This is a genomic window from Tardiphaga alba (assembly GCF_018279705.1).
Classification (GTDB): domain Bacteria; phylum Pseudomonadota; class Alphaproteobacteria; order Rhizobiales; family Xanthobacteraceae; genus Tardiphaga; species Tardiphaga alba.
On record NZ_CP036498.1, the window covers coordinates 1,855,307 to 1,881,507 of the forward strand.

Annotated in this window: 23 protein-coding genes; 11 read left to right on the top strand and 12 right to left on the bottom strand. The window is 62.8% G+C overall.

What is annotated here, in order from left to right:
- Positions 1 to 87: 87 nt before the first annotated feature.
- The 3 genes from RPMA_RS08720 to RPMA_RS08730 all read right to left on the bottom strand — a co-directional run bounded on the left by RPMA_RS08720 (position 88) and on the right by RPMA_RS08730 (position 3,812).
- Positions 88 to 1,602, bottom strand: a complete 1,515-nt coding sequence (locus RPMA_RS08720; RefSeq protein WP_211912430.1) for a class I adenylate-forming enzyme family protein — start codon at positions 1,600 to 1,602, stop codon at positions 88 to 90.
- A 108-nt stretch (positions 1,603 to 1,710) separates the two neighbouring features.
- Positions 1,711 to 2,988, bottom strand: a complete 1,278-nt coding sequence (locus tag RPMA_RS08725; protein WP_249225598.1) for an acyl-CoA dehydrogenase family protein — start codon at positions 2,986 to 2,988, stop codon at positions 1,711 to 1,713.
- Complete coding sequence (locus tag RPMA_RS08730; RefSeq protein ID WP_249225599.1) at positions 2,985 to 3,812, bottom strand: alpha/beta fold hydrolase; 828 nt, start codon at positions 3,810 to 3,812, stop codon at positions 2,985 to 2,987. The genes RPMA_RS08725 and RPMA_RS08730 overlap by 4 nt, the downstream gene beginning before the upstream one ends.
- A gap of 351 nt (positions 3,813 to 4,163) precedes the next feature.
- Here RPMA_RS08730 and RPMA_RS08735 point away from each other — a divergent pair, with 351 nt between their 5' ends.
- Complete coding sequence (locus tag RPMA_RS08735) at positions 4,164 to 5,339, top strand: acyl-CoA dehydrogenase family protein (RefSeq protein ID WP_211912431.1); 1,176 nt, start codon at positions 4,164 to 4,166, stop codon at positions 5,337 to 5,339.
- A gap of 131 nt (positions 5,340 to 5,470) precedes the next feature.
- On the opposite strand, the gene RPMA_RS08740 is transcribed toward RPMA_RS08735, so the two are convergent.
- Complete coding sequence (locus tag RPMA_RS08740; RefSeq protein ID WP_211912432.1) at positions 5,471 to 7,003, bottom strand: flavin-containing monooxygenase; 1,533 nt, start codon at positions 7,001 to 7,003, stop codon at positions 5,471 to 5,473.
- A 100-nt stretch (positions 7,004 to 7,103) separates the two neighbouring features.
- The gene (locus tag RPMA_RS08745) at positions 7,104 to 7,553 is read right to left on the bottom strand and encodes a cupin domain-containing protein (RefSeq protein WP_211912433.1); all 450 of its coding nucleotides are present in this window, start codon (positions 7,551 to 7,553) and stop codon (positions 7,104 to 7,106) included.
- A gap of 234 nt (positions 7,554 to 7,787) precedes the next feature.
- Between RPMA_RS08745 and RPMA_RS08750 the strand changes: the two genes are divergently transcribed.
- From RPMA_RS08750 to RPMA_RS08770, 5 genes are all read left to right on the top strand, one after another.
- A complete protein-coding gene (locus RPMA_RS08750; RefSeq protein ID WP_408056516.1) occupies positions 7,788 to 8,813 on the top strand; it encodes an AraC family transcriptional regulator in 1,026 nt (341 codons plus the stop codon).
- Positions 8,814 to 9,034: 221 nt separating this feature from the next.
- The gene (locus RPMA_RS08755) at positions 9,035 to 9,793 is read left to right on the top strand and encodes an SDR family NAD(P)-dependent oxidoreductase (RefSeq protein WP_211912435.1); all 759 of its coding nucleotides are present in this window, start codon (positions 9,035 to 9,037) and stop codon (positions 9,791 to 9,793) included.
- A gap of 38 nt (positions 9,794 to 9,831) precedes the next feature.
- Positions 9,832 to 10,683 carry an enoyl-CoA hydratase family protein gene (locus RPMA_RS08760; RefSeq protein ID WP_211912436.1) on the top strand — a complete coding sequence of 284 codons (852 nt, stop codon included), beginning with the start codon at positions 9,832 to 9,834 and terminating at the stop codon, positions 10,681 to 10,683.
- Between the two features lie 288 nt (positions 10,684 to 10,971).
- On the top strand, positions 10,972 to 13,323 hold the full coding sequence (locus RPMA_RS08765; protein WP_211912437.1) for a bifunctional salicylyl-CoA 5-hydroxylase/oxidoreductase: 2,352 nt from the start codon (positions 10,972 to 10,974) through the stop codon (positions 13,321 to 13,323).
- Positions 13,324 to 13,381: 58 nt separating this feature from the next.
- Complete coding sequence (locus RPMA_RS08770) at positions 13,382 to 14,632, top strand: flavin-dependent oxidoreductase (RefSeq protein WP_211912438.1); 1,251 nt, start codon at positions 13,382 to 13,384, stop codon at positions 14,630 to 14,632.
- A 205-nt stretch (positions 14,633 to 14,837) separates the two neighbouring features.
- Here the strand turns inward: RPMA_RS08770 and RPMA_RS08775 are convergent, their stop codons facing one another.
- The 6 genes from RPMA_RS08775 to RPMA_RS08800 form a co-directional block, all read right to left on the bottom strand.
- The gene (locus tag RPMA_RS08775; RefSeq protein ID WP_211912439.1) at positions 14,838 to 15,296 is read right to left on the bottom strand and encodes a cupin domain-containing protein; all 459 of its coding nucleotides are present in this window, start codon (positions 15,294 to 15,296) and stop codon (positions 14,838 to 14,840) included.
- Positions 15,297 to 15,308: 12 nt separating this feature from the next.
- Complete coding sequence (locus RPMA_RS08780; protein ID WP_211912440.1) at positions 15,309 to 16,007, bottom strand: ABC transporter ATP-binding protein; 699 nt, start codon at positions 16,005 to 16,007, stop codon at positions 15,309 to 15,311.
- Complete coding sequence (locus RPMA_RS08785) at positions 16,007 to 16,759, bottom strand: ABC transporter ATP-binding protein (RefSeq protein WP_211912441.1); 753 nt, start codon at positions 16,757 to 16,759, stop codon at positions 16,007 to 16,009. Before RPMA_RS08785 ends, RPMA_RS08780 begins: the two co-directional genes overlap by 1 nt.
- Positions 16,756 to 17,739, bottom strand: a complete 984-nt coding sequence (locus RPMA_RS08790) for a branched-chain amino acid ABC transporter permease (RefSeq protein ID WP_249225600.1) — start codon at positions 17,737 to 17,739, stop codon at positions 16,756 to 16,758. Before RPMA_RS08790 ends, RPMA_RS08785 begins: the two co-directional genes overlap by 4 nt.
- Before the next feature lie 12 nt (positions 17,740 to 17,751).
- Positions 17,752 to 18,672, bottom strand: coding sequence for a branched-chain amino acid ABC transporter permease (locus RPMA_RS08795; protein ID WP_211912442.1), 921 nt, complete (start codon positions 18,670 to 18,672; stop codon positions 17,752 to 17,754).
- A 90-nt stretch (positions 18,673 to 18,762) separates the two neighbouring features.
- On the bottom strand, positions 18,763 to 19,935 hold the full coding sequence (locus RPMA_RS08800) for an ABC transporter substrate-binding protein (RefSeq protein ID WP_211912443.1): 1,173 nt from the start codon (positions 19,933 to 19,935) through the stop codon (positions 18,763 to 18,765).
- Between the two features lie 348 nt (positions 19,936 to 20,283).
- On the opposite strand from RPMA_RS08800, the gene RPMA_RS08805 reads away from it, so the two are divergent.
- The 4 genes from RPMA_RS08805 to RPMA_RS08820 all read left to right on the top strand — a co-directional run bounded on the left by RPMA_RS08805 (position 20,284) and on the right by RPMA_RS08820 (position 23,925).
- Complete coding sequence (locus tag RPMA_RS08805; protein ID WP_211912444.1) at positions 20,284 to 20,784, top strand: MarR family winged helix-turn-helix transcriptional regulator; 501 nt, start codon at positions 20,284 to 20,286, stop codon at positions 20,782 to 20,784.
- A gap of 11 nt (positions 20,785 to 20,795) precedes the next feature.
- Positions 20,796 to 21,611, top strand: coding sequence for an alpha/beta hydrolase (locus RPMA_RS08810; RefSeq protein WP_211912445.1), 816 nt, complete (start codon positions 20,796 to 20,798; stop codon positions 21,609 to 21,611).
- A 145-nt stretch (positions 21,612 to 21,756) separates the two neighbouring features.
- Positions 21,757 to 23,421, top strand: coding sequence for a benzoate-CoA ligase family protein (locus RPMA_RS08815; RefSeq protein WP_211912446.1), 1,665 nt, complete (start codon positions 21,757 to 21,759; stop codon positions 23,419 to 23,421).
- A gap of 30 nt (positions 23,422 to 23,451) precedes the next feature.
- The gene (locus tag RPMA_RS08820; RefSeq protein WP_211912447.1) at positions 23,452 to 23,925 is read left to right on the top strand and encodes a RidA family protein; all 474 of its coding nucleotides are present in this window, start codon (positions 23,452 to 23,454) and stop codon (positions 23,923 to 23,925) included.
- Between the two features lie 228 nt (positions 23,926 to 24,153).
- Here the strand turns inward: RPMA_RS08820 and RPMA_RS08825 are convergent, their stop codons facing one another.
- A complete protein-coding gene (locus RPMA_RS08825; protein WP_211912448.1) occupies positions 24,154 to 24,951 on the bottom strand; it encodes an AraC family transcriptional regulator in 798 nt (265 codons plus the stop codon).
- Between the two features lie 63 nt (positions 24,952 to 25,014).
- Here RPMA_RS08825 and RPMA_RS08830 point away from each other — a divergent pair, with 63 nt between their 5' ends.
- Complete coding sequence (locus RPMA_RS08830) at positions 25,015 to 26,187, top strand: MFS transporter (protein ID WP_211912449.1); 1,173 nt, start codon at positions 25,015 to 25,017, stop codon at positions 26,185 to 26,187.
- Positions 26,188 to 26,201: the final 14 nt, after the last annotated feature.

Sequence of the window (26,201 nt, forward strand, 5' to 3'; positions counted from 1 at the left end):
AACTCTGATCGTAGGATGGGTAGAGCGAAGCGAAACCCATCGCTTGTGCACGTCATTGATGGGTTTCGCGAAGACGCTCTACCCATCCTACGAAGGCGTATTCTGCTTCAATTTGAAATGCTGCACCTTGCCGAGCGCGGTGCGCGGCAGGTCGGCGACGAAAATGATATCCCGCGGATGTTTGAACCGCGCAAGCTGCGTCGCCACATGCGCCTTCAAGATCTCTACCGTGCACTGACAATCCGGCCGCAGCACCACATAGGCGACCGGGACTTCCTGCCATTTCGGATCGGCCATGCCGATCACGCCGACATCGGCCACATCGGGATGTTCAAGAATCACGCGCTCGATCTCGGCGGGATAAACATTCTCGCCGCCGGAAATGATCATGTTCTTCTTGCGGTCGTGGACGAAGAAATAGCCATCCGCATCGCGCGTGCCGATATCGCCGGTGCGATACCAGCCGTCATGCAAGGCGTCGCGCGTCGCGGCCTCGTTGCCCCAATATTCGTAGAACACGTTCGGCCCGCGCACGACGATCTCACCGGCTGTGTGCGCAGGGCGCTCGTTGCCGGCGTCGTCCACGATGCGGGCTTCGCAGGAGAGGCCGGGCAGGCCGGTTGATCCGATCCGCGTATGGTCGCCGCCCAGTCGCGTATAGACGGCAATCGGGCACGTCTCTGTCGAGCCATAGACCTGCAGCACTGGAATCCCGCGATCCGTGAAGCGCGCGATCAGATGCGGCGGCACGATGCTGGAGCCAGTGGAAACCGCGCGCAGGCAGGAAAGGTCCGTAGTCTTCCAGGCGGGATGTTCACTCACCGCCTGGATGGTCGCGGGCACGAGAACGGTGAGCGTCGGTTTGTCGTTCGCGATCGTCGCCAGCGTGGAGTCCGGCGTGAAGCGCGCATGGATGGTGACGGTGGCGCCATGATGTAGCGCCGGTGTGGTCTGGATATTGAGCCCGCCCACATGGAAGAACGGCAGCACCGTCAGCACATGGTCGTCGGAAGTGAGGCCATGCATGTGCTGGCTCATCACCCCGTTCCACAGCAGCGCCTCCTGGCGCAGCACAGCGCCCTTGGGGCGGCCGGTGGTGCCGGAGGTGTAGACGATCAGCACCGGGCAGGAGAGGTCGGTATGCGGATTGCTGCCGTCGCCCGAGGCTTTGGCAAGCAACGCCTCGAATGTCTGCGCCGGCGCAGGCGGCTCGAAATCGAGCGCGACCACGCGGGTGTCCGGCAGGTCGGTGGCCAATTGCGGCAGGATCGCTGCAAAGCCTTCTTCCAGCACCAGCACCTTCACCGATGCATCGGAGAGAATGAACAGCTGCTCGGCCACGGCGAGCCGCCAGTTCAGCGGCACCAGGATCGCGCCGAGCCTTGCGCAGGCATAGAGCAGGACGAGATAGTCCGGCCGGTTGAGACTGAGGATCGCAACGCGATCGCCGCGCCCCACGCCGCATTCGGCCTTCAATGCCTTCGCCGCCGCCTCGATCCGCGCATGGAATGCGGCATAGGTCAGCGTCGCGCCCTCGAAATGAATCGCGGGCTTGTCGGGCGTGAAGGCCGCGTTGCGGGCGATGAGGCTGGAGAGATCCACGATCAGGTGTCCGTTATCGTCATTGCGAGGAGCGTAGCGACGAAGCAATCCAGAGCGGCGAGCGAAGAAAGAGCTGGATTGCTTCGCTTCGCTCGCAATGACGGAGTGTTACTCGTCCTTCTCGCCCGGCTCATACAGGGCTTCGCGGCCGATGCGGTCGAGGCAGAGCTCGGCCGTCCAGGGCAGCATCAGCGCGCCGCAGCGGCTGTCGCGATAGATGCGCTCCAGCGGCAATGTCTTCAGCATCGACTGGCCGCCGCAGGTGCGGATCGCCAGCGCGGCGAGTTCGTTGGCGCCTTCCATCACGGTGAACTGCGCGGCATAGGCGCGCAGCACCTGTTCCTTGGTGGGATTGGCGCGGGCTTCGGTCACGGCCTGGAACCAGATGCCTTTGATCTGCTCCAGTTTCACCTGCATCTGCGCCACCGCGATCTGCTTGGTCGGATACATGCGGCGCTTCACCGGCGGCATGCCCGGCACTTCGCCGCGCAGATATTTCACGGTGAAGTCATAGGACGCCTGCGCGAGGCCCATATAGGTAGGCGACAGCGTCATGAACATATGCGGCCAGCGCATCGCCGCCTGGAAATACACGCCGCGCGGCATCAGCGCGGAATCTTCCGGCACGAATACGTCCTTGAAGATCAGCGTGCGCGAGACCGTGCCGCGCATGCCGAGCGGATCCCAGTCGCCGACCACGGACACGCCTTCGGACTTCGCGGAGATCGCCAGATACAGCGTGTTGCGTCGCGTGGCTTTCTCGCCTTCGGCGACTTCGGTGCACAGCACGCCGTAATAATCGGCCGAACCGGACAGCGATGCAAAAATCTTCTTGCCGCTGACAAGCCAGCCGCCCTCGACCGGCTTCGCTTCCGTGCCGAATGCCACGCCGCCGGCAGCCGCCGCACCGCCTTCGGAGAACGGCTGCGCGTAGATCGCGCCGTCTTCGAGGATGCGCTTGTAATGCACCGCGCGGCGACGCTCGTGATCGGCGCGCATCTGCGGGTCCATGTCGAGGTCATCGGCCAGCGGCCCGGACCACAGCGTCGAGCAGACATGCATGTTCCAGGTCAGCGCGGTAGCGCCGCAATAGCGGCCGATCTCGGCAGCCGCCAGCGAATAGGTCTGATAGTCCGCGCCCGAACCGCCATTGGCCTTCGGCACCGAAATGCCGAGCAGGCCAGCTTTGTGCATGTCCCGATAATTTTCCATCGGAAAGATCGCCTCGCGATCCCACTTCGCCGCGCGCGGTGCAAAATTCGTTTGCGCCAGTTCGCGCGCCTTGGTGATCAGGCCGACCTGTTCGTCATTGAGGCGAAAGGCTTTTGGATCGAACATCGGCTTGTCGAGCACGATGCCATCGAGGCTGCTGGCGGGCGCGTTCATGAGGATGATCCCGAGAGGTTGTGATAAGTCTTGAGGAAGTCGGCGAGCACGTCGTTGAATTCGCGCGGGCGCTCGAAGCTGACGAGATGACCGACGCCTTCGAGCTCCACATAGGTCGCGCCGGACACCATGCTCGCCATCTTTGCCATGGTCTTGGCGGGCGCGTTGTTGTCCTTGGAGCCGGACAACAGCAGCGTCGGCACCTTGATATCGGCGATCTCGTTGCGGAGATTGAAGCCGATCATGGACATCATCGTTGCGCGATAGGTGTCGGGTTTCACCGCGGCCATGCAGTCGCGTGCCAACTCGAGGCCTTTTTCATCGGCATCATCGCCGATCAGGCCGGCGACCAGCTTCGGCGCCATCGACACCATGGTCTCGCCGCGATCCAGCGGGCCGAGGCGTGCATCGATAAAGTTCTTCTGCCATTCACCATCGGAGCTGCCGAACACGGATGTGGTCTGCGCCAGCACCGCCGCGCCCGCCAGATCGGGATAGTCGTGCAGGAAGCGCTGCACGATCATGCCGCCGATGGAATGGCCGACCAGCACGGGCTTTTTCGCGCCGACCTCGGCGAGAAAATCCTTCAGCGCGGCAGCGAAGTTTGGAATGCTGGGCTCATCGAGCTGCTTCGATCCGCCATAGCCGGGCGCATCCCAGCCGATAGTGAAATAGCGATCACCAAACGTGTCGATCTGGTTGCGCCAGCCGCGCCCAGCGCCACCAATGCCGTGCAAAAACACCAGCGGCGTCATCGAGGCATCGCCTTTGGCTTCATAGCCGAAGCGGCCGTCCTTGGTTGTCAGGGCTTGTGAGTTCGGCACGTTGAGGCCTCCTGTACGATCGGACGTGATAATCCTAACACGGCCGAGATATATGAAAAGCGATAGTTTTAGACTTAAAGTGTCTAGAATTGCCCAGCGTCCGTGCAATGCAGCACCAATTTTCAGCGGTTTGATGTCAGGCTCCGTCGTCCCCTCGCCCCGTTCTTACGGGGAGAGGGTTAGGGAGAGGGGACTCTCCGCGGGCTCGGAATTTGTAGAAGCTCCCTCTCCCTGACCCTCTCCCGCAGGCGGGAGAGGGGACACTGCTGGTCGAGCATCACAAATCGCCCTTGCCGGAAAATTCTTTAGGTCTAAAACAATCTGACATCGCGCGAGACAAGGGAGCACGCCATGCCCGACACGACATTTCTCACCTGGCCGTTTTTCGAAGACCATCACCGCAAGCTGGCGATGGATCTCTCCCGCTGGGCTGCCGACAATGTCGCCGGTCTCGTCGATCATCACGACACCGATGGCTCCTGCCGCAGACTGGTGAAGGCGCTGGGCGAGGCCGGCTGGCTGCGCGCCGCCGTGCCGGCTGCTTACGGCGGGCTGTATGAAAATTTCGACGTGCGTGCGCTGTGTCTGATCCGCGAAACACTGGCTTATCAGAACGGCCTCGCCGATTTCGCCTTCGCCATGCAGGGCCTCGGCACCGGGCCGATTACGCTTTATGGCTCCGACGAGATCAAGGCACGCTATCTGCCGCGCGTCGCCAAGGGTGAAGCCATCGCCGCCTTCGCGCTGTCGGAGCCCGATGCCGGCTCCGACGTTGCAGCGATGAGCACGACGGCGGTGCCCGATGGTCCCGACCATGTGCGTATCAATGGCCTGAAGACCTGGATCTCCAATGGCGGCATTGCCGACCAATATGTGGTCTTCGTCCGCACGGGCGAGGCGGGAGCCCGTGGTATTAGCGCTTTCGTCGTCGATGCGGATACGCCCGGCTTCACCATCGGTGATCGCATCGACGTCATCGCGCCGCATCCGCTCGCCACGCTGAAATTCGAGGATTGCCGCGTGCCGCTGAAGAACCGCATCGGCAAGGACGGCGAGGGTTTCAAGGTCGCCATGGCGACGCTCGATGTCTTCCGCTCCACCGTTGGCGCCGCTGCACTCGGCCTCGGCCGTCGCGCGCTGGATGAAGGCCTGCATCGTTCTGTCACGCGAAAAATGTTCGGCCACACACTTGGCGACCTGCAGCTCACCCAGGCCGGTCTCGCCGAAATGGCGACCTCCATCGATGCCTCGGCGCTCTTGGTCTATCGCTCGGCCTGGACCAAGGACCAGGGCGTGCCGCGCGTGACGCGCGAAGCCGCCATGGCCAAGATGTATGCCACCGAAGCCGCGCAGAGCGTGATCGATCGCGCCGTGCAGATCTTTGGCGGCCTCGGCGTGCAGTCGGGCGTCAAGGTCGAGGAGCTCTATCGCGAGATCCGCGCGCTGCGCATCTATGAGGGGGCGACGGAAGTGCAGAAGGTTGTGATCGGGCGGGATCTGATCAAGTCGGCGCAGGCGGGGCTGTAGTTGCTCTCGGACTGTCATTCCCCGCGAAAGCGGGGATCCAGTATACGCAGGCGGCAGCACGCCCCGTGAACTACGCCGCATACTGGATCGCCCGTTTTCACGGGCGATGACAAGCGGAGAGGGCCGAGAGGTCAGGCGACCACCGCTTCCATCGTGCTGACAGGCGCAACCACAGCCTCCGCCCGATACCCCGGCGCCGACGCCAGAAATCGTGCATAGGCATCCGCATCCGGCGGCGAGAACTTCTCCGCCAGCGCGCCGCGGCGCGTCACCGTTGCGCCCATATCGTCGAGCAACTCGTCAAAGTGCTTGAAGTGATACGGCGCCACGCAGAGCCCGCCATAGACGCCCGCTGCCGGACGCTCCGTCCGCTTGAAGCGTAGCATCATGTCCATGTTGTTTTGCATCTCATAGGCCGTCGGCTGCTTTGCGAGCTTGCCGTCCGCGTAGCGCACCAGCCAGTTCGCTGCCATTTCCGCCGTCAGCACCGAGCAGAAGCTCGAATTGAAGCCGACAAATCCCATTTCCGGCAGGTCGGGATTGGCGATCACGCGATAGAGCCGGTATTGCCCGTCCGGCTGGATCAGCTTGTCGCGAAAAGCCTGCGGCAGGAACGGCACGTCGAGCTTGAAGCCGATGGCAAGGATCGCAATGTCGGCATCCACGCGCTGGCCGCCGGCCATCACGATGGTCTTGCCGTTATAGCAGTCGAAGGTGCCGCGGATCGCTTTGATGCGGCCATCGGCGACCATGGGGAAGAAGCCCGGCGTGGCGATGGGCACCGAGCAGTTCACGCCGTCCTCGAAGCGCGTTTCCGGCACCATGTCGCATTTGTCGAGTTTGAGCTGGATCTTGAGCAGGCTTTCCAGTCCGCGCCAATGCGCCCAGACGAACGGCTTTGCGATCGCATGCTTGAGGCGCGACAGCGCGCTCAGGCCCCAGCCCGGAAACATCTCTTCCTGCGCACGGATATAGAGGATGCGCTTGAAGTTGATGAGCCCGCCGACGAAATAGGGGATGCGCCACACCGGCTCGCGATAGACGAAGGTGACCGCGCTGGCCCCGGCCTTGACCAAATGGACGGCGATGTCAGTGGCCGATTTCGAGCCGCCGAGCACGACGACCTTCTTGCCCTTCACGCGTGAGGGATCGGTGTGTTCCGCAGAATGCAGGATCACGCCGCCGGCGGCCTTGAAGCCGTCCTCGCCGTAATGGTGCAGTTCCTTGCGTTCGTTGAATTGGCCGGTGCAGACCGACACGAAATCGTAGTCCGTCTCGCGTGTCGCTCCTGTGCTGTCGCTGGTCGTCAGCGTCCAGCCGGGCTTGCCGTCAGCGCGCCGCGCCATGCCGGTCACGGTCGTGTTGAACTGCATCAGCGGCAGCAGTCCATGGCGGCGCGCATAGTCGGTGAGATAGGCGTGGACCTGCGGCCCCTTCGGCCATTCCGGATAATTGGCCGGCATCGGCTGGTCGGTGAAACGATAGAGTTCCTTCGGGCTCTGTGTCTGGACTTCCGGATAGGAGCGTGCCGGCTCCCAGACCCCACCGAGATCGCCGCTGCGCTCGATGATGGTGACGCGGTGGCCATGGCTGGCAAAGGCCTTGGCCGCCGCAAGACCGGCAATGCCGGCACCGATGACGCAGACGTTCTTTTGCATGACCATGACATGTCTCCTGTCTGTCTCGCCTGAAATCGGGACGCGGATCTCCGTGCGCGCATGCGAGGGCCTGCGCGTGGGATCGGCGGTGATGAGGTGCCGTGTGTTAGTCGTTCGCTTCCGGCGGTAGGAAGTCGACCTCGTGTTCGGCGGAGATGCGCACGATCTCGGCGACGTCGGTGAGATTATCGAGCTTCTTGAACAGTGCTTCGAGCTTCGCGGCCGGTGATACCCAGAACAGCGCGCGGCACGGCTTGTCGGATTTGTTGAAATAACCATGCGGAATGCCGCGCGGCATGCGGACGAGATCACCGGCATGGGCTTTCACCCATTTGCCGTCGAGCTTCAGGTCGAGCGTCCCTTCCTGCACCAGGATGAACTCTTCCTGGGTCGGATGAATGTGCACGGGCACGAACTGGCCGGGATCGCTATTGGTCTCGAAAGCGAAAGTGGAGTCCGTCACGGCTTTCGGGAAATAGACCTGTCCGAGAATGTTCCAGGTCGTGCCGCCATATCCGGTGCCGTTTTCGGTGATGCCCTTTTCCAGTGCCGCCATGTGTCGCTCCTCCGTTGATTGCTGGCCGGGATGCTGCGCCGGCTGCACGTCGGGCGCTAGCCGTTGAACGAAATCGCTGTCCGGTGGACGAAATTATTCGAGAGGTTTTGGCGAGTGCGCTGCGATGCACATGCGTATTCGTTGTGCAGAGCGGCAAAATTTCCGGCGGTCGGACCGCTTGTTTGGCCGGCAAACAGTTGACTAGTATCAATTCCGACAGTGCAGGTACGAACCATGCTGATGGGTGGAACGGTCTCAGTGAGCGACGGCGCGGCGCCTGCGAGGCTGGCGGCGTTCTCCCGCGTCTGCACCACGGATGTCGACGAGGCCGCCGACGAGATCGGCCGCATCTTCTGTCCGCATGGGCTGGCGCCGACCGGGCGCAGTGACCCCGGTTTCCACGCGCACCACAACAGCGCCGACTTCGGCGAGTTCTCGATCAACTACGTGTCCTATGGCGGATCGGTCAGCATCGATCCCGGCTGTCTCGATCGCTTCTTTTTGCTTCAGGTGCCGTTGCGCGGACACGCACGCGTCAGCACCGGCGGACGGACGGTCGCGGCCAGCGCGGCGCGCGCCGCCTCGCTGCTGTCGCCGACGATGCCGACGCGGATGGTGTGGCAGGACGACTGCGCCCAGTTGATCCTGTTGCTGGAGCGCCGCGTGGTGGAGCAGCGCGCCGCAGCACTGGCAGAGCGCGCCGATGGCGTGATCGAATTCGATCCCGAGGTCGATCTGACGACGCCATTCGGGCGTGCCCTGCGCGCGCAGCTCGATTATCTCGTCGATCTCGCCGAACATGCCGGGCCGGAACAGGCCTTCTCACCAACCCTGACAGCGATGCTGCGCGAAGCCGCGCTCAGCCTGTTGCTCACCGGCCAGCGTCACAGCTTTACCGATGCCATCGCGCAGGTCGATCACCGCCCGGCGCCATTGCCCGGCGTGATCAGGAAGGCGCGGCACTATCTCGAAGCCCATGCGACCGAGCCGCTGGATCTGGAACGTCTGGCGCGTGCCGCCGGCATCGGCATCCGCTCGCTGCAGCTCGGCTTTCAGCGGCATTTCGGCACCTCCATCTCGCAGATGCTGCAGGATATCCGCCTCGCACATCTGCACGCGCGCCTGCGCGACGCGCAGCCCTGCGAGCGGGTGACCGACATCGCCTTCGATCTCGGCTTCACCCATCCGAGCCGCATGGCCAGCGCCTATCGCGCGCGGTTTGGCGAAAGCCCGTCGGACACATTGCGGCGGGGCGGGTGAGCGAAGATCCAACTCCCTTGTCGTCGTCCGGCCGTGCGCGCAATTGCGCGCTAGGACCGGGCGATCCAGTAAACTCAGCTCTTTCGGTTTGTACTGGGGCACCCGATCCCAGCGCGCAATTGCGCGCGGTCGGGTGACGACAATACGTGCAGTGCGCTTTCTTGCAAAAGCTTGAAGTTTAAAATATATCCGGCAGGCGCATCCAAGCTGGAAGGTCTGCCATGTCCTTGTCCCGTTCCTCCCACGCTCTGGTGACCGGCGGCGGTCGCGGCATCGGCCGTGCCATCGCGTCGTCGCTGGTGAAGGCCGGTGCGACCGTCACCATCATGGGCCGCAATCGCAAAGTGCTGGACGAGGTGGTGGCTGCGGGCGACGCGCATCACGCCATTGCCGCCGATGTGTCCGATCAGGCGGCGATGCAGGCTGTGATTTCGGATGCCGCCAAGCGCCAGCCCATCGATATCCTCGTCGCCAATGCCGGCGCCGCCGAATCCGCGCCCTTCCTCAAATCCGATACCGCGCTGTTCCAGCGCATGATGGATGTGAATTTCATGGGCGTCGTGCATGCAACCCATGCCGTGCTGCCCGACATGGTCGCGCGCAAGAGCGGCCGCATCATCGCCGTTGCCTCCACCGCCGGACTTAAGGGCTACGGCTATGTCAGCGCCTATGTCGCAGCAAAACATGCGGTCGTCGGCCTCGTGCGCTCGCTGGCGCTGGAAGTGGCGACGAAGAACGTCACGGTGAATGCGGTGTGTCCGGGCTTCACCGAGACCGATCTGCTCGAAGGCTCCATCGACAACATCATGAGCAAGACGGGCCGTACGCGCGAGCAGGCCATTGCCGAACTCGCCAAACACAATCCGCAGGGCCGCCTCGTGAAGCCCGAGGAGGTCGCCGACGCCGTGCTGTGGCTGTGTGGCGCGGGGGCGGGTTCCATTACCGGACAGAGCATCGCCGTCGCCGGAGGCGAGGTGTAAGCTCGCCGCAACAAATACGAACACTACAGGGAGACGACATGACTGCACTCGTGAAGAACAAGATCGCCAATCCCGTCACGCTGCCGCTTGCGGATTACAAGCCCGAGCATTTCCTGCTCAAGGTGGATGGCCGCATCGCCACGGTGACGCTGAACCGGCCAGACAGGAAAAACCCGCTCACCTTCCAGAGCTATCGCGAACTCACCGATTTCTTCCGCGCCTGCGCGATGGATGATCAGGTCACCACCATCGTGGTCACCGGCGCGGGCGGAAACTTCTCATCGGGCGGCGACGTGTTCGAGATCATCGGTCCGCTGATCGAGATGAACACGCGTGACCTCACTGCGTTCACGCGCATGACCGGCGATCTGGTGAAAGCCATGCGCGCCTGCCCGCAGCCGATCATCGCCGCCGTGGAAGGCATCTGTGCCGGTGCCGGCGCCATCATGGCGATGGCGTCCGACATGCGCCTGGCCGCCACCGGCGCCAAGGTCGGCTTCCTGTTCAACAAGGTCGGCCTTGCCGGCTGCGACATGGGCGCCTGTGCGATCCTGCCGCGCATCATCGGCCAGGCCCGTGCGTCCGAACTGCTCTATACCGGCCGCTTCATGAGCGCGGAGGAGGGCGAGCGCTGGGGCTTCTTCAGCCGCATCGTGGCACCCGACGAGGTGCTGGCCCAGGCGCAGACGCTGGCCAAGTCGATCTCCGAAGGCCCGACCTATGCCAACACCATGACCAAGCGCATGCTGTCGATGGAATGGGCGATGTCCATCGAGGAAGCCATCGAGGCGGAAGCCGTGGCGCAGGCGCTGTGCATGACCACCGAGGATTTCGCGCGCGCCTATCATGCGTTTGCGAACAAGCAGAAGCCGGTGTTCGAGGGAAACTAACTCCCCCGTCGTCATCCTGAGGTGCCCGCCTTCTTCGGCGGGCCTCGAAGGATGCGGCGCCGGGCGCCGTCGCCTGCGGCCCATCCTTCGAGGCCGCGCAAGGGCGCGGCACCTCAGGATGACGGTGGAGGTGGTGGCTTGAAATGAGCGGCCATTGACCTTTTGATGTGCATCAAAGCCAACGAAACGCTGATTGATCAGGCTTGCCAGAAATTACTTTAGGTTTAAAATATCTCGCATCAGGCACGACTGCCAGGCATAACTATCAAGCAGACTGCGGAGGCTGACATGAAGATCGCGATCATCGGTGGCGGACCGGCGGGGCTCTATTCTGCGATCCTGCTGAAGAAGCAGCGGCCACAGGCCCAGATCACGGTCTATGAGCGCAACCGGCCCGACGATACCTTTGGCTTCGGCGTCGTGTTCTCTGACACCACGCTCGATACGTTCGAGAAATACGATCTTCCGAGCTATCAGCGCATCACCCAGGAATTCGCCTACTGGGACGACATCGCCATCCACTTCCGCGGCACCCAGCATCGCGTCGGTGGCAACGGTTTCTGCGGCTGCTCGCGTCGCACGCTGCTGCTGATCCTGCAGGATCGCGCGCGTGAACTCGGGGTGCACCTGATGTTCGAAGCCGACATCACCGATGAAGCACGTTTCGCCGATTGCGATCTGGTGCTGCTGGCCGATGGCATCAACAGCCACTTCCGCAACAAGTATATCGAGCACTTCGCGCCCGAGATCGATCTGCGCACCAACAAGTTCACCTGGATGGGTTCGACCAAGCCGCTCGATGCTTTCACCTTCCTGTTTCAGGAAACCGAGTGGGGCCCGTTCATCGCCCACGCCTATCAGTATGAAGCCGGCCACTCGACCTGGATCTTCGAGACCGATGCCGAGACCTTCAAGCGCGCCGGTCTCGAAGGCCTCGGCGAGCAGGAGTCGGCCGATCGCATGCATGCGATCTTCAAGGACTTCCTCGGCGACCACAAACTGCTGATCAACCGCTCCATGTGGCGCAATTTCCCGATGATGCGCAACAAGCGCTGGGTGAAGGACAATATGGTCCTGCTCGGCGACGCCAAGGCGACCGCGCATTACTCCATTGGCTCCGGCACCAAGCTGGCGATGGAAGATGCCATCGCGCTCTATGAAGCCATGGGCAAGGCGCCGACCGTCGAAGCCGCGCTGCAGGCCTATGAAACCGGTCGCCGCGAGGAGACCGAGAAGATCCAGCATTCCGCCGATGTCTCGCTGGTCTGGTTCGAGCATCTCGAGCGGTTCTGGGATTTCGACCCCGTGCAATTCGCCTTCGGCCTGATGACGCGCTCGAAGGCGATCACCTATGACAATCTGGCGATGCGTGCACCCGGTTTCGTCAAGCAGGTCGACAAGGTGTTCGCAAAGCAGGTCAAGGCGCGCGGCTTCGACGTTGATGTGGAGACGCCGGAAGTGCCGATGTTCCAGCCGTTCAGGCTGCGTGACATGGTGCTTGCGAACCGCGCGGTGGTCTCACCGATGTGCATGTACTCTGCCAAAGACGGCATGCCGAACGACTTCCACCTCGTGCATTACGGCGCGCGCGCCATGGGTGGTGCGGGCCTCGTCTTCACCGAGATGGTCTGTGTCGGCAAGGATGCGCGCATCACGCCCGGCTGCGCCGGCATCTGGACCGACGAGCAGGAAGCGCAGTGGAAGCGCATTGTCGATTTCGTGCATGGCCAGTCCGCTGCCAAGATCTGCCTGCAGCTCGGTCACGCCGGCCGCAAGGGCGCCAGCAAGCTGATGTGGGAGGGCATGGATCGCCCGCTCAAGGACGGTGCGTGGGACATCGTCTCGGCATCGCCGCTGCCTTATTATCCGGATAGCCAGGTGCCCGCCGAACTCGACCGCGCCGGCATGGACCGCATCAAGCAGCAATTCGTCGATGCCACCATCCGCGGCGATCGCGCCGGCTTCGACATGCTGGAGATGCACACGGCGCACGGCTATCTGCTCGCCAGCTTCCTGTCGCCGCTCACCAACAGCCGCACCGATGAATATGGCGGCTCGCTGGAGAACCGCCTGCGCTTCCCGCTCGAAGTGTTCACGGCGATGCGCGAGGCATGGCCAAAGCACAAGCCGATGTCGGTGCGCATTTCGGCGACGGACTGGGCCGAAGGCGGCACCACCGGTGACGATGCCGTCGCCTTCGCGCGTGCATTCGCGGAAGCCGGCGTCGATCTCGCCGATATCTCCACCGGCCAGACGGTGAAGGAGTCGCGTCCGATCTATGGTCGTATGTTCCAGACGCCGTATTCGGATCAGGTGCGCAACGAGGCTGATATCGCCACCATGTGCGTCGGCAACATCACCACGGCGGATCAGGTGAACACCATTCTGGCCGCCGGCCGCGCCGATCTCGTGGCACTTGGCCGCCCGCATTTGACGGACCCGTCTTTCACCATCAAGGCTGCGGCCTGGTATGGTGCAAAGGACGCTTATTGCGCGCCACAATATATGCCGGGCAAGGATCAGATCTTCCGCAACAGCGTGCGTGACAAGCAGGATTTCGACGATCTGAAAATTAAGGCTAAGCCGAAGACACGCGCGGAAATGCGTGCCGAAGCGGCAAAGTCGCTTGCTGCCGAATAGCTGAGCATGTCACTTTAGCGGATAAAACAAAGGCGTTGCGTCAGGCGGAGTAGAGCGGATGAAGGCGATCATTGTCGGCGGCGGCATTGGCGGTTTGACCACGGCACTGATGCTGCGGGCCCGCGGCATCGATTGCGAGCTGTACGAGCAGGCAGACACGATCCGCGAGCTCGGCGTCGGCATCAACACGCTGACCCATGCGATCCGCGAACTCACCGGTCTCGGTTTGCTCGACAGGCTCGACGCCATCGCCATCCGCACCGACGAACTGCATTATCTCAACCGCCACGGCCAGGAAGTCTGGCGCGAGAAGCGCGGCTATGGCGCCGGCTTCGACGTGCCGCAATTCTCGATCCATCGCGGCCGCCTGCAGAGCGTCATCCATCGCGCCGTCGAAGAACGTCTCGGCACCGAGGCGATCCACACCGGCTGCAAGCTTGGCTCCTTCACCCAGGACGAAGGCGGCGTCACCGCTTATTTCTTCGATCGCAACAACAATCATGTGGAGACCGCGCGCGGTGACATCCTGATCGGCGCCGACGGCATCCATTCCAAGGTGCGCAACACGCTGTTTCCGAATGAGGGCGGACCGATCTGGAACGGCCTGATGCTGTGGCGCGGCGCGCGCGACTGGCCGACATTCCTCACCGGCAATTCGATGATCGTCGCCGGCGGCCTGCATGCCAAGGTCGTGGTCTATCCGATCGCCGAGGGCGAGTCGCCGAGCAGCCGTCTTACCAACTGGGCCGTGCTGGTGAAGACCGGCGAGGGCGGCTCGTTGCCGCCGCGTCGTGAGGATTGGTCGCGGGTCGGCAAGCGCGAAGAGCTGATGCCGCATGTGGCGCGTTTCAAGGTGCCGTATATCGACGTGCCCGCGCTCATCACCGCGACGCCGGAATTCTGGGAATATCCCTGCTGCGACCGCGATCCCTTGCCGTATTGGACGAGCGGCCGCGTCACGCTGCTCGGCGACGCCGCGCATCCGATGTATCCGGTCGGCTCCAACGGCGCCTCGCAGGCGATCCTCGATGCGCGTGCGTTGGCCGATGCGCTGGCCCATGCCGAACATCCGCGCCAGGCGCTGATGGCCTATGAACGCAAGCGCCTGCCGATGACCGCCGAGATCGTGCGCGCCAACCGCCGCGGCGGTCCGGAAGGCGTCATCGATGCCGTCGAGCAGATCGCGCCGGATGGTTTTGATAACGTCGAGAACGTGCTGAGCTACGCCCAGCGCGAGGCCATCGTGAAAGGCTATGCGCACAAGGCCGGCTTTGGTGCGCAGCCGGGATTGCAGGTCGTGAACGGGTAATCCTTCTTCCTCCCCAAGCGCAGCGAAGCTGCGCGCCGTGGGGAGGGTGGATCGACTGCGAAGCAGTCGAGACGGGTGGGGTGCTTCCCCAAACTCCGACGTCACGTGGTGAGAAACCCCACCCCGCCTATCGGCGGACCCTCCCCATTCACTTCGCTCCGGGGAGGGAGATCACTTCCGTTTCAGCTTCAATCGCTGAAGATGCTCACGCCCCCGGAGGCGGCGGCAGGAAGTGGATGTTATATTCCGCGGCCAGCGCCACCACGTCTTCGGGCTTCTGCTCCTTCATGTTGTGGATCGCCCAGAACAGATCGTAGAGCCGGCGCGATGGCGAGACCCAGAACAGCACTTTCACAGTCTGGTCCGACTTGTTGAAGATGCCATGTGGGATGCCACGTTCGAGGCGCACGAGATCGCCCGGCGTCGCCGAAATCTCATTGCCGCCGAGGAAGAAGTCGAGCTTGCCTTCGAGGATGTAGAGATACTCGTCCTGGTCCGGATGGATATGCGGCGGCACGAAAGTGCCGGGCGGGAAGGTGGCGTGCCACGAGAAGGAATCCTCGGTGCAGTTCTTCGGCACATAGGTCTGGCCGAGGATGTTCCAGGTGATGCCCTGCATGCCCTCATTGGCACGGGTGATGCCGGCGCTTTCGGTCTTTGTCATGGTCTCTCCTTGTCAAACATGCAGGAAGCGATCCTTCACGGTGGGATCGCTCTTCAATTGCTCGGACGTTCCAGTCCAGACTACGCAGCCTTTCTCGATGACCACATGACGATCGGCAAAAGCCGCGAGTGCATCGACATTCTTGTCGATCACCAGAATGGATTGTTTTTCCGCCTTCAGCTTCTTCAGGCAATTCCAGATTTCGAGCCGGATCAGCGGCGCGAGGCCTTCGGTCGCTTCATCGAGGATGAGCAGTTTCGGATTGGTCATCAGCGCACGGCCGACCGCCAGCATCTGCTGTTCACCGCCCGAAAGCTGCGTGCCGAGATTGTTGCGGCGTTCCTTCAGGCGCGGGAAGAGATCGTAGATCTTCTCCAGCGTCCAGCGCGCCGGTGGATGGCGTACGGCGGCGGTGGCGATCAAATTCTCCTCCACCGTCAGGGTCGGAAAAATCTGGCGGCCTTCGGGCACCAGGCCGATGCCGGCTTGCGCGATGCGATAGGAGGGCTGCCCGGCCATCGGCTTGTTGTCGAAGGTGATGGTGCCGCCGGTCGGATGCAGCAGGCCCATGATGGCATTGATGGTCGTGGTCTTGCCCATGCCGTTGCGGCCGAGCAGCGTGACGACCTCGCCGGCATTGATATGCAGCGAGATATCGAACAGCACCTTTGCCGCGCCATAGGCGGCCTGCAGGTTGGAAACAGCGAGCATCAGGCGGCCTCCTCGCCGAGATAGGCGGCACGCACTTCCGCATTGTCGCGGATGTCCTGCGGCGTGCCACAGGCGATGATGCGGCCATAGACCAGCACCGAGACGCGATCGGCCAGCGCGAACACCGCATCCATGTCGTGCTCGATCAGGATGATCGGCAATTCCTTGCGCAGCTCCTGCAGGATGTTGATCAGCCGCTGCGATTCATCGTGGCTGGTGCCGGCGAGCGGCTCGTCCAGCAACAGCAGTTTCGGTTTTGCCGCGAGTGCGATGGCGATTTCGAGCTGGCGCTTCTCACCATGTGACATCTGCCCGGCCGGCACGCGTGCGCGCGCACCGAGCCCAAACCGTGTCAGCAGCGCCATTGCGGTGTCGTTCAACGCGCGCTCGCCGGCGGCATTGCCGAGAAAGCGGAAGCTCGATCCATCGCGCGCCTGGGCGGCGAGCGCGACATTCTCCAGCGCCGAGAAGCGCGGCAGGATCGAGGTGATCTGGAACGAGCGCACCAGCCCGCGCTGCGCCCGCGTCGCCATCGGCAGCGGCACCATGTCCTCGCCGTTGAAGATGATGCGTCCGCTGTCGGGCCGCGCGTGACCGGAGATCTGGTGGATCAGCGTGGTCTTGCCGGCGCCATTCGGGCCGATGATGGCATGCAGCTCGCCGGGTTCGACACTGATGGTCACATCATCGGTGACGCGCAAGGCGCCGTAGTTCTTGGTGAGGTTCTGCAGCTGCAGGAGGGCGTTGCTCATGACTTGCCCCCGAACAGGCCGTTGATGCCGCCACGGACGAACAGCACGATCAGGATCAGGATCGGGCCAAAAATCATCGCCCAGTGTTCGGTGTAATGCGACAGGATATCGGCGAGCAGCGTGAAGGCCGCAGCACCCAGGATCGCGCCATGCAGCGAACCGAGGCCGCCCAGCACTAGCACGAAAATCAGTTCGCCGGAGCGCTGCCACGCCGTATAGGCGGGGCTGACGAATTCGGTCTGATTGGCGAGCAGGAAACCGGAGACGCCGGCAATGAGACCTGCAATCACATAGGCGGTGAGCTGATAGCGGTAGGGCGCAAAGCCGATCGCCTCCATGCGCACCGGATTTTCGCGGATGCCGCGCAGCACGCGGCCGAAGCGCGAGGCGACCACGGCGCGCAGCAACAGATAGGCGCCGAGTAGAATGCCGAACGTGACGTAATACATCGCCAGATCGTTCTTCATGAATTTTGCGCCGAAGAACGTGCTGCGCGCAGCCAGTGTCAGGCCGTCATCGCCGCCATAGGCAGCCAGCGATGTCGTCAGGAAAAACAGCATCTGGCCGAAGGCCAGCGTGATCATGATGAAATAGACGCCCTTGGTGCGCAGCGAGATCGCGCCGGTGACGAGCGCGAAGATGATCGATGTGGCGATCACGGCGGCGAGCTGGACAAAGCCATCGGTGATACCGTGGCTGGCCAGGATGGCCACGCTGTAGGCGCCGAGGCCGATGAAGGCGGCATGGCCGAAGGAGATCATCGCGCCATAGCCGATCAGGAGATCGAGCGACATGGCGCCAAGCGCCAGAATCATGATGCGGGTGACGACAGCCAGCACATAGCTCTGCGGCCCCAGCAGCAGCGCCAGCGGCACGGCAGCGAAACACGCGAAGATCAGCACCGGCAGGATGATCGCACGGCCCATGCGCGGCGGTGCGGCGATGGCCGGAGCGGCGTCAAGATCGACGAGATTGTTCATGGTGCGCTCCCGTTACTTCTTGGCCGGGAACAGGCCGGACGGCCGGAAGAACAACACGGCAGCCATCAGGATATAGATCAGCATCGGCGCCACCGCGCGGCCGGTCTGGCTCGCGGCGGAGGGATCCAGCAGTGCGCGCAGCAGCACCGGGGCGAAGAAGCGGCCGAGCGTATCGACGAGGCCGATCAGGAGTGCGGCGATGAAGGCGCCGCGGATCGAGCCGATGCCGCCGATCACGATGACGACGAAAGCGAGGATCAGCACATTGTCGCCCATGCCGGGCTCCACCGACAGGATCGGCGCGATCATGGCGCCGGCAAAGCCGGCCAGCATGGCGCCGACGCCGAACACGATGGTGAAGAGCAGGCGGATATTGATGCCGAGCGCGGACACCATGGCGGCATTGCTGGCGCCGGCGCGGATCAGCATGCCGAGCTTGGTGCGATTGACGACCACATAGAGCGCGATGCCGACCAGGATGCCGACGGCGATGATGACGAGACGCCAGACCGGATAGAGCAGGCCATCGGTGATCTCGACGGCGCCGGACAGCGCGTCGGGGATCGGCACATTCAACGGGGCGGCGCCCCAGACATATTTGACGGCCTGATTGAGGAAGATGATGACGCCGAAAGTCGCCAGCACCTGATCGAGATGGTCGCGATCATAGAGATGCCTGAAAATGAGCAGCTCCAGCACCAGGCCGAAGATCAGCGCGGCGGGCAATGCCAGCGCGAGGCCAGTGAAGAAGCTGCCGGTCATGGCGGTGAAGGCGGCGACGAAATAGGCGCCCACCATATACTGCACGCCATGGGCGAGATTGATGAAGTCCATCACGCCGAACACCAGCGTGAGGCCGGCGGCGATCAGGAACAGGATCAGCCCGAACTGCAGGCCGTTGAGTACCTGGACGAGGGCGAGGGTCAGGGTCATCAGAAAAACTTGTGGCCTTGGATCAAGTAAAAGACCGGGCCGCCCCGCCCATGCAGAGACGGCCCGGTGACGATGATCGGCGTCGCGCGTTTACTGCGCGGCGCAATCCTTGGCGTAGCGATCGGCGTAGTTGGTGAAGACCTTCTCGGCGATCTCGGTCTGGAACTTGCCGTCGGCGCGCTTGGCGACCTTGGTCAGGTAGAAGTCCTGGATCGGATAGCCGTTATTGCTGAACTTGAAACCGCCGCGGATCGAGGGGAAGTCGGCTTTGCGAAGCGCCGCCGCCACCTTAGTCTTGTCGGACAGGTCGCCCTTCAGGGACGAGACGGCGCTGTTGATCAGAAGCGCGGCGTCATAGGCCTGGAAGGCATAGGTCGCCGGCACGCTGTTATAGGCCTTCTCATACTCCGCCACGAACTTCTTGTTCGCTGCGTTGTCTAGGTTCGGCGCCCAGTTGGAGCCGCCGAACATGCCGATGGCCGCATCCTGCTGCGCGGGCAGCGTGGATTCATCCACGGTGAAAGTGGAGAGGAACGGGATGCGGTCGAGCAGGCCGGCCTGCTTGTACTGCTTGACGAGATTCACGCCCATGCCGCCCGGCATGAAGGTGAGCACGGCATCGGGCTTCATCGATGCGATCTTCGATAGCTCGGCCTGGAAGTCGAGCGTGCCGAGCGGCATGTAGCTCTCCTCCACGATGTCGCCCTTGAAGTCCATCTTCACGCCGGCGACAAAGTCCTTGCCGGCCTGGTAGTTCGGCGTGATCAGATAGATTTTCTTGTAGCCGCGCTTCTGCGCGACATTGCCGAGGATCTGGTGGATCTGGTCGTTCTGATACGACGTCACATAGAAATACGGATTGCACTCCTTGCCCGCATAGCTGGACGGGCCGGCATTCGGCGAAATCAGGAAGGTCTTGTTCTCGGTGACCGGCTTGTGGATCGCCTGCAGGATGTTGGAGAAGATGGGGCCGACCACGAAGTCGACCTTGTCGCGCTCCAGCAGGCCCTTGACCTTGGTGACGGCGACGTCGGGCTTCAATTCGTCATCGACGACGACGACTTCGACATCCTTGCCGCCCATCTTGCCGCCGAGATCCTTGACGGCGAGATTGAAGCCGTCGCGGGCCTGCTGGCCGAGCACGGCGCCGGCGCCCGACAGCGACACGATCACGCCGACCTTGATCTTCTCCTGCGCAAGCGCCGGCATGGCGGTGGCGCTCATCAATGCAGCAAACGCTGCCAATTTGAGATGCTTCTTCATGTTCGTCCTCCTCCGATCGGCCCCGACAGGCGGCCGAATAAACGCATCAACCCAATCAAGTTGTGTTCTTTTGCCCGCAGCTTAAGCTGAGCGCGGCGGCTGCCGCAAGCGAAGTCGCTCAGTCTTTGGGCGCAAACACGCGATGACGGGGACTATGCAAAGGGCAGGCCAATTTATTTGAAGCCTAAAGAAATGTGACAGATCAAGATCGGGGTCGGCCTGCGGCGTTTTGGCTTGCGCATGTCCCAAAATTGCTTGAAGGTCAAAAGATCGCGGTTGCAGCATGACACTGTGGATGGGATGGCGGCGACCTCCGCTGCCGGATCGCCGGACTGGTAAGATTGCATCATGATTCTCGACTCCGAGACCAAGGCTGTCGAACTCCCCGAAGATCACGGCGATGAGCTGCGGCTCTGGCTGCGCTTGCTCACCTGCACCACGTTGATCGAGGGCGAGGTGCGCAGCCGCCTGCGCGAACGCTTCGATGTGACGCTGCCGCGTTTCGATCTGATGGCGCAACTCGACAAGGTGCCGGATGGCATGACCCTGTCGGATGTCTCCAAGCGCATGATGGTGTCGAACGGCAATGTGACAGGCCTCGTCGAGCGCCTCGTCGAATCCGGCCATGTGGATCGCCGCACCTCGGAGACCGACCGCCGCGTCCAGGTGATCCGCCTGACCAAGCTCGGCCGCGCAGAATTTCGCCGGATGGCGGAAGAGCACGAGACCTGGATCGCCGAAATTTTTACCGATCTGACGCCGAAGGATGTGCGCGAGTTGATGCGTCTGCTCGCCAAGACAAAGTCGTCCGCGCAGAAGGCCGGGCAAAAGGCATCCAAGGCGCCATGACTCCCGTCGATATGACTGCACTTGATCTCGAGGCCGAATACAACAACCGCGCCCGCGTGCCGGAAAGCGGCGAGCTGATCGCCGCATGGGCGCGCGATGCCAAGGCTTATCGGGAGCAGAATGGCACGCCTGATGTGCTGTCCTATGGGGCAGGCGAGCGCAACAGGATCGATTACTTCGCAGCCGGCGACCAAGGCCCCATCGTGGTCTTCATCCATGGCGGCTACTGGCAGGCGCTCGATGCCTCCTTCTTCAGCCATCTGTCCCGCGGCCTCACCCAGCATGGCATCAGCGTCGCGATGCCAAGCTACGATCTGTGCCCGCAGGTCTCCGTCGCCGATATCGTCACGCAGATGCGTGCGGCGGTGCGTGAACTCGCAAAGCTCGGCCGCTCGATGGTGATCTCCGGTCATTCCGCTGGCGGCCATCTCGCCGCCTGCATGCTGGCGACGGACTGGCAGGCTGTCGATCCCGCATTGCCGCAAGACACGGTGAGGGCGGCCTACGCCATTTCCGGCCTGTTCGACCTGCCGCCGCTGGTACCGACCTCGATCAACACCGCGCTGCAGCTCGATGACGCTGGCGCGCGTGCGGTCAGCCCTCTGTTCGGGCCGGTGCCGGGCCATGGCAGCCTCGATGCCGTCGTCGGCGGCGAGGAAAGTGCGGAGTATTTCCGCCAGAGCCGCAGCATCGTCGAGGCCTGGGGCAAAGCCATCTCCACACGTTACGGCACGGTTCCCGGCGCCAATCATTTCACCGCCATTGCGCCGCTCGCTGATGCGGAATCGCCGATGGTGCTGCGCCTGAAGGCTTTGGCCACCGTTTAGGCCGTCTGCCCAAACTATCCGCGCAAAACGCGCACCCGCGCCAAAAATTTCACCGTGCCCCCGATTTCCGCAGTTGCGCCGATATGTTTTAAGTCTAAAATGATTTCCAACGACGCCTCGATGCGTCCGGACGCAGGAGCATGTCATGGCCGCTGCCGATACACAGACGGGGAAGCGCTACACCGCGCATGTTGACACCTTCGCGTGGGACAACATGCCGCCGGCTGATCAATTGCCGGAATTCATTTTCACGCGTCCCGAATTCCAATATCCCGAACGCATCAATTGCGTGGTGCCGTTTCTCGATCGCTGGGTCGCGGAAGGGCGCGGCGATGCGATGTGCATGATCGGGCCGGATGCGAGCTACACCTATCGCCAGCTTTATGAGCTGGTGAACAGGATCAGCAATGTGCTGGTCGGCAAGCTCGGCCTCGTGCCGGGTGGTCGCGTGCTGCTGCGCTCGGCGAACAATCCGATGATGGTCGCGGCCTATCTCGCCATCATCAAGGCGGGCGGCGTCTGCGTCGCCACCATGCCGCTGCTGCGCGCGAAAGAGCTGATCTATCCGATCCAGAAAGCGAAGATCTCGCTGGCTTTGTGCGACGGCAAACTGTCGGACGAACTCGACAAGGCCGCAGCCTCGGCGCCCGAGCTCAAGCGTGCCGTCTATTGGGGCACCGGCAAGGACGACTCGCTGGATGCGCTGATCGCCGATGCCAGCACTGAATTCAAAGCTGTCGATACCGCAGCCGACGACATCTGCCTCGTCGCTTTCACCTCGGGCACGACAGGCGATCCCAAGGGCACCATGCATTTCCATCGCGACATGCTCGCGGTGTGCGATGGTTTTGCCCGCAACGTGCTGCGTGCTTCTCCCGACGATCGCTTCATCGGCTCGGCGCCACTCGCTTTCACCTTCGGCTTCGGCGGCGTGTTGTTTCCGCTGCATATCGGCGCGTCCTTCGTCGTGCCGGAGAAGTCCACGCCCGACGATCTGGCCAAGGAAATTGCAAAGCACAAGGTCACCGTCACCTTCACGGCGCCCACCGCCTATCGCGCCATTCTCAGCAAGATCGATCAGTACGATCTGTCTTCACTGCGCAAATGCGTATCGGCCGGCGAGACGCTGCCCAAGGGCACGTTCGATGCCTGGCACAAGGCGACCGGCATCAAGCTGATGGATGGCATCGGCGGCACCGAGATGCTGCACATCTTCATCTGCGCCATCGAGGACGAGATACGTCCAGGCTCCACCGGCAAGCCGGTGCCGGGCTATGAAGCCAAGATCGTGGACGACGAGGGCAGGGATGTGCCGCCCGGGTCCATGGGGCGTCTCGCGGTGCGTGGGCCCACTGGCTGCAAATACATGGCCGATCCGCGCCAGACCAAATATGTGGAGAACGGCTGGAACCTGACCGGCGATACATTCGTGATGGATGAGGACGGTTACTTCTGGTACCAGTCCCGCTCCGACGACATGATCGTCTCGGCCGGTTACAACATTGCCGGTCCTGATGTCGAAGCAGCGCTGCTCACCCATGAAGCGGTGGCGGAAGCCGGTGTCGTCGGTTGTCCCGATGCGGATCGCGGCATGATCGTGAAGGCCTATGTGGTCCTGGCACCTGGTCATGCGGCGAGCGATGCGCTGGTGGCGGAGTTGCAGAACCACGTCAAACGTGAGATTGCGCCGTTCAAATATCCGCGTGCGATCGAATTCGTGTCGCAATTGCCAAAGACCCAAACGGGCAAGCTGCAGCGCTTTGCGCTGCGCAAGCTGGCTGCAGAGACGGCATCCGTCGCCGCGGCCTGAACGCCATTTTGAATTGAGGAGTATTGCCCGGTGACGTCACCAAAGGGGCCGACATTGACCGTGGTGCCAGGCGCCAAGTCTGACAACGAAAAGTCAGACAGCGCGCCATCGGGCGTGCGCACGCTGCAGCCGAGCGGCTGGCCGAAGCCGAAAGGCTACGCCAATGGCATGACCGCGGACGGCCGCATCGTCGTCACCGGCGGCGTGATCGGCTGGGACGTGGAAGAGAAGCTGCAGCCGGATTTCATCGGCCAGGTCCGCCAGGCGCTGCAGAACATCAAGGACATCCTCGCTGAAGGCGGCGCCAAGCCCGAACACCTGGTGCGGTTGACCTGGTATGTCGTCGATATCGAAGAATATATGGGCAGCCTGAAAGAACTCGGCAAAGCCTATCGCGAGATCTTTGGCGCGCATTATCCGGCGATGGCGTTGGTGCAGGTGGTCCGCCTGGTCGAACGCGCCGCCCGTGTCGAGATCGAAGCCACGGCGGTGGTGCCGCGCTGATGGCTCGCCCAGGGGAATGGTCTCCCTCCCCGGAGCGAAGCGACTGGGGAGGGTGGCGCGTAGCGCCGGGTGGGGTGTTTCCCCACGAACGGACGTCACGTGGGGATAGACCCCACCCGTCTTGAAGCTCGCTGAACGCTCGCTTCAATCCACCCTCCCCACTGCGCGGCTTTGCCGCTTGGGGGAGGGAAAAGAAAACGTCGCTCCGGGGCGACACAGGAACCAACCTCACTTCGTCGCGACAAACTCCGTCGGGCTTTTTCCCGTCACCTGACGGAATGCATGCGAGAAGGCCGGGACGCTGGCATAGCCGAGCTCCGACGCCAGTTGCTTCATCGAAGCTCCGCCATTCACCGACAAGCGCTCGATCGCCGCGGCGATGCGGGCGCGCTGGCACCAGCTCTTGAAGCTCAGTTTGGTCTCGACCGAGAACAGCCGCGACAGCGTGCGCGTCGAGGTCCCCACCATCTGCGCCAGCGTTTCGATCTCGTAATTGCGCGTGGGATCGGCGAGCACGATCTCGGCCGCGCGGCGGCAGCGTGGTTCTTGCGGCAGCGGCATGAAGGTGGTGGGATCGCCGGCCTGCTGCAATTCCAGCATCGCCAGCCGGATCAGCAGGTCGATGCGGGCGGGATCGTTGCGTCCGTCGAATAGCGCCAGGATCGCTTCATGCAGGAGGCGCGAGACACGGACGACGAATTCGGATGCGAGATCGTCGTTCGGCGCGCGGGCCAGCCACTCGGTGTTGAAATAGAGCGAGCGCATTTCGATATCGGCGAGCACGTCGATGGCGTGGGGCAGGTGGGCCGGCACCCAGACCGCGCGATCAGGCGGCACCAGCCAGCGTCCCTTCGGTGTCGTCACCTGCATGGTGCCGGCGGCGGCATAGACGAGCTGGGCCTCGCGATGGGCATGGGTGTCGAGCCGGGTGCCTTTGGGATAGCGCGTCGCCAGCATATGGACGCCATCCGCCGTCGACCGACGACGGTCGGACAAGGGCAGGATTGGCGTGTCCACGATAGTCATTGGCGACATCCCGTTGCGCTCACTCCTTATAACGGCATCACTGGTCGCTTTGGAAATCGATTCATGAACTCGCCAACCCGCGTCATTACCCTCGTCAACGTCGCCCATTTCATCGATCACTACGCCATGCTCATTTTCGCGGCGGCGGTGCTGGTGATGGGGCCGGCCATGGGTAAGACCTATACGGAGCTTCTGCCCTATGCGACGCCGGGCTTCGTGGCTTTCGGCGCGGGATCGCTGTTTACCGGCTGGCTCGGCGACCGCTGGAGCCGCCGCCATATGATGGTGATCTTTTTCTACGGCATCGGCCTGTCGATGGTTTCCGTTGGCTTCGTGCAGACGCCGCTGCAACTCGGCGCGGCGCTGTTCGCGGTCGGCCTGTTCGCCTCGATCTACCACCCGGTCGGCACCGCGATGATCGTGTCCTATGCGGACAAACTCGGCAGCGCGATGGGCGTCAATGGCGTGTTCGGCAATTTCGGCGTCGCGTCCTCTGCACTGATCACCGGCGTGATCGGGCAGTATCTCGGCTGGCGCTGGGCTTTCATCATTCCCGGGCTTGCGACCATCGCGGCCGGCGTCGTGTTCATGCAGCAGGTCGCGCATGAAGACCGTTCCGGCTTCAAGCAAGCGGCCGCGCAGGCGCGCGTGGCGAAGTCGGACATGTGGCGCGTCATCGTCGCATTGCTGGTGACGGTCATTGCGATCTCCACCGTGTTCAATGCCATCACCATTGCGCTGCCAAAGCTGTTTGCCGAACGCCTGACGGAGCTTACGCAAAGCCCGGCCACGCTCGGCGTCATCGCCGCTTGCGTCTATGTGTTCGGTGCGCTGACGCAGTACAATATCGGCTGGCTGATCGATCGCTATTCGTTGAAGGCCGTTTGCCTGCCGCTCTCGCTGCTGCTGGCGCCGTTTCTGTACTTCGCCGCCACGCTGTCGAATGAAGGGCTGATCCTGGTTGCGATCGGCGTCATCATCGGCCTGTTCGGGCAGATCACGGTCAACGAGACGATCGTCGGCAAATACACGGCAGAGGAATGGCGCTCGCGCGCTTATGCGGTGCGCTACTTCGTCGGCTTCACCGCGGCCGGCGCCTCGGTCGGGCTGGTGGCTTGGCTATATGAAACCGGCGGCTTCATGCTGATGTTGCATTCCTTCGCCGCGCTATCCGTGCTGGTCATCATCGCGGCCTTGATCCTGCCGCCGGAACTCCCGGCCAAGACACAGACCTGAGCGTTCCACGAAAT

Excerpts from the sequence above, each read along its gene's own strand:
- RPMA_RS08745 (WP_211912433.1), bottom strand. The coding sequence starts at position 7,553 with ATGGCGGCACTGGAAAAGGGCATCACCGAAAACGGCACCGGATATGGC.
- RPMA_RS08785 (WP_211912441.1), bottom strand. The coding sequence starts at position 16,759 with ATGAGCAACGCCCTCCTGCAGCTGCAGAACCTCACCAAGAACTACGGC.
- RPMA_RS08770 (WP_211912438.1), top strand. The coding sequence starts at position 13,382 with ATGAAGGCGATCATTGTCGGCGGCGGCATTGGCGGTTTGACCACGGCA.
- RPMA_RS08735 (WP_211912431.1), top strand. The coding sequence starts at position 4,164 with ATGCCCGACACGACATTTCTCACCTGGCCGTTTTTCGAAGACCATCAC.
- RPMA_RS08790 (WP_249225600.1), bottom strand. The coding sequence starts at position 17,739 with ATGAACAATCTCGTCGATCTTGACGCCGCTCCGGCCATCGCCGCACCG.
- RPMA_RS08810 (WP_211912445.1), top strand. The coding sequence starts at position 20,796 with ATGACTGCACTTGATCTCGAGGCCGAATACAACAACCGCGCCCGCGTG.
- RPMA_RS08760 (WP_211912436.1), top strand. The coding sequence starts at position 9,832 with ATGACTGCACTCGTGAAGAACAAGATCGCCAATCCCGTCACGCTGCCG.
- RPMA_RS08725 (WP_249225598.1), bottom strand. The coding sequence starts at position 2,988 with ATGAACGCGCCCGCCAGCAGCCTCGATGGCATCGTGCTCGACAAGCCG.
- RPMA_RS08825 (WP_211912448.1), bottom strand. The coding sequence starts at position 24,951 with ATGACTATCGTGGACACGCCAATCCTGCCCTTGTCCGACCGTCGTCGG.
- RPMA_RS08765 (WP_211912437.1), top strand. The coding sequence starts at position 10,972 with ATGAAGATCGCGATCATCGGTGGCGGACCGGCGGGGCTCTATTCTGCG.
- RPMA_RS08775 (WP_211912439.1), bottom strand. The coding sequence starts at position 15,296 with ATGACAAAGACCGAAAGCGCCGGCATCACCCGTGCCAATGAGGGCATG.
- RPMA_RS08740 (WP_211912432.1), bottom strand. The coding sequence starts at position 7,003 with ATGGTCATGCAAAAGAACGTCTGCGTCATCGGTGCCGGCATTGCCGGT.
- RPMA_RS08755 (WP_211912435.1), top strand. The coding sequence starts at position 9,035 with ATGTCCTTGTCCCGTTCCTCCCACGCTCTGGTGACCGGCGGCGGTCGC.
- RPMA_RS08795 (WP_211912442.1), bottom strand. The coding sequence starts at position 18,672 with ATGACCCTGACCCTCGCCCTCGTCCAGGTACTCAACGGCCTGCAGTTC.
- RPMA_RS08750 (WP_408056516.1), top strand. The coding sequence starts at position 7,788 with ATGCTGATGGGTGGAACGGTCTCAGTGAGCGACGGCGCGGCGCCTGCG.
- RPMA_RS08780 (WP_211912440.1), bottom strand. The coding sequence starts at position 16,007 with ATGCTCGCTGTTTCCAACCTGCAGGCCGCCTATGGCGCGGCAAAGGTG.
- RPMA_RS08830 (WP_211912449.1), top strand. The coding sequence starts at position 25,015 with ATGAACTCGCCAACCCGCGTCATTACCCTCGTCAACGTCGCCCATTTC.
- RPMA_RS08800 (WP_211912443.1), bottom strand. The coding sequence starts at position 19,935 with ATGAAGAAGCATCTCAAATTGGCAGCGTTTGCTGCATTGATGAGCGCC.
- RPMA_RS08805 (WP_211912444.1), top strand. The coding sequence starts at position 20,284 with ATGATTCTCGACTCCGAGACCAAGGCTGTCGAACTCCCCGAAGATCAC.
- RPMA_RS08815 (WP_211912446.1), top strand. The coding sequence starts at position 21,757 with ATGGCCGCTGCCGATACACAGACGGGGAAGCGCTACACCGCGCATGTT.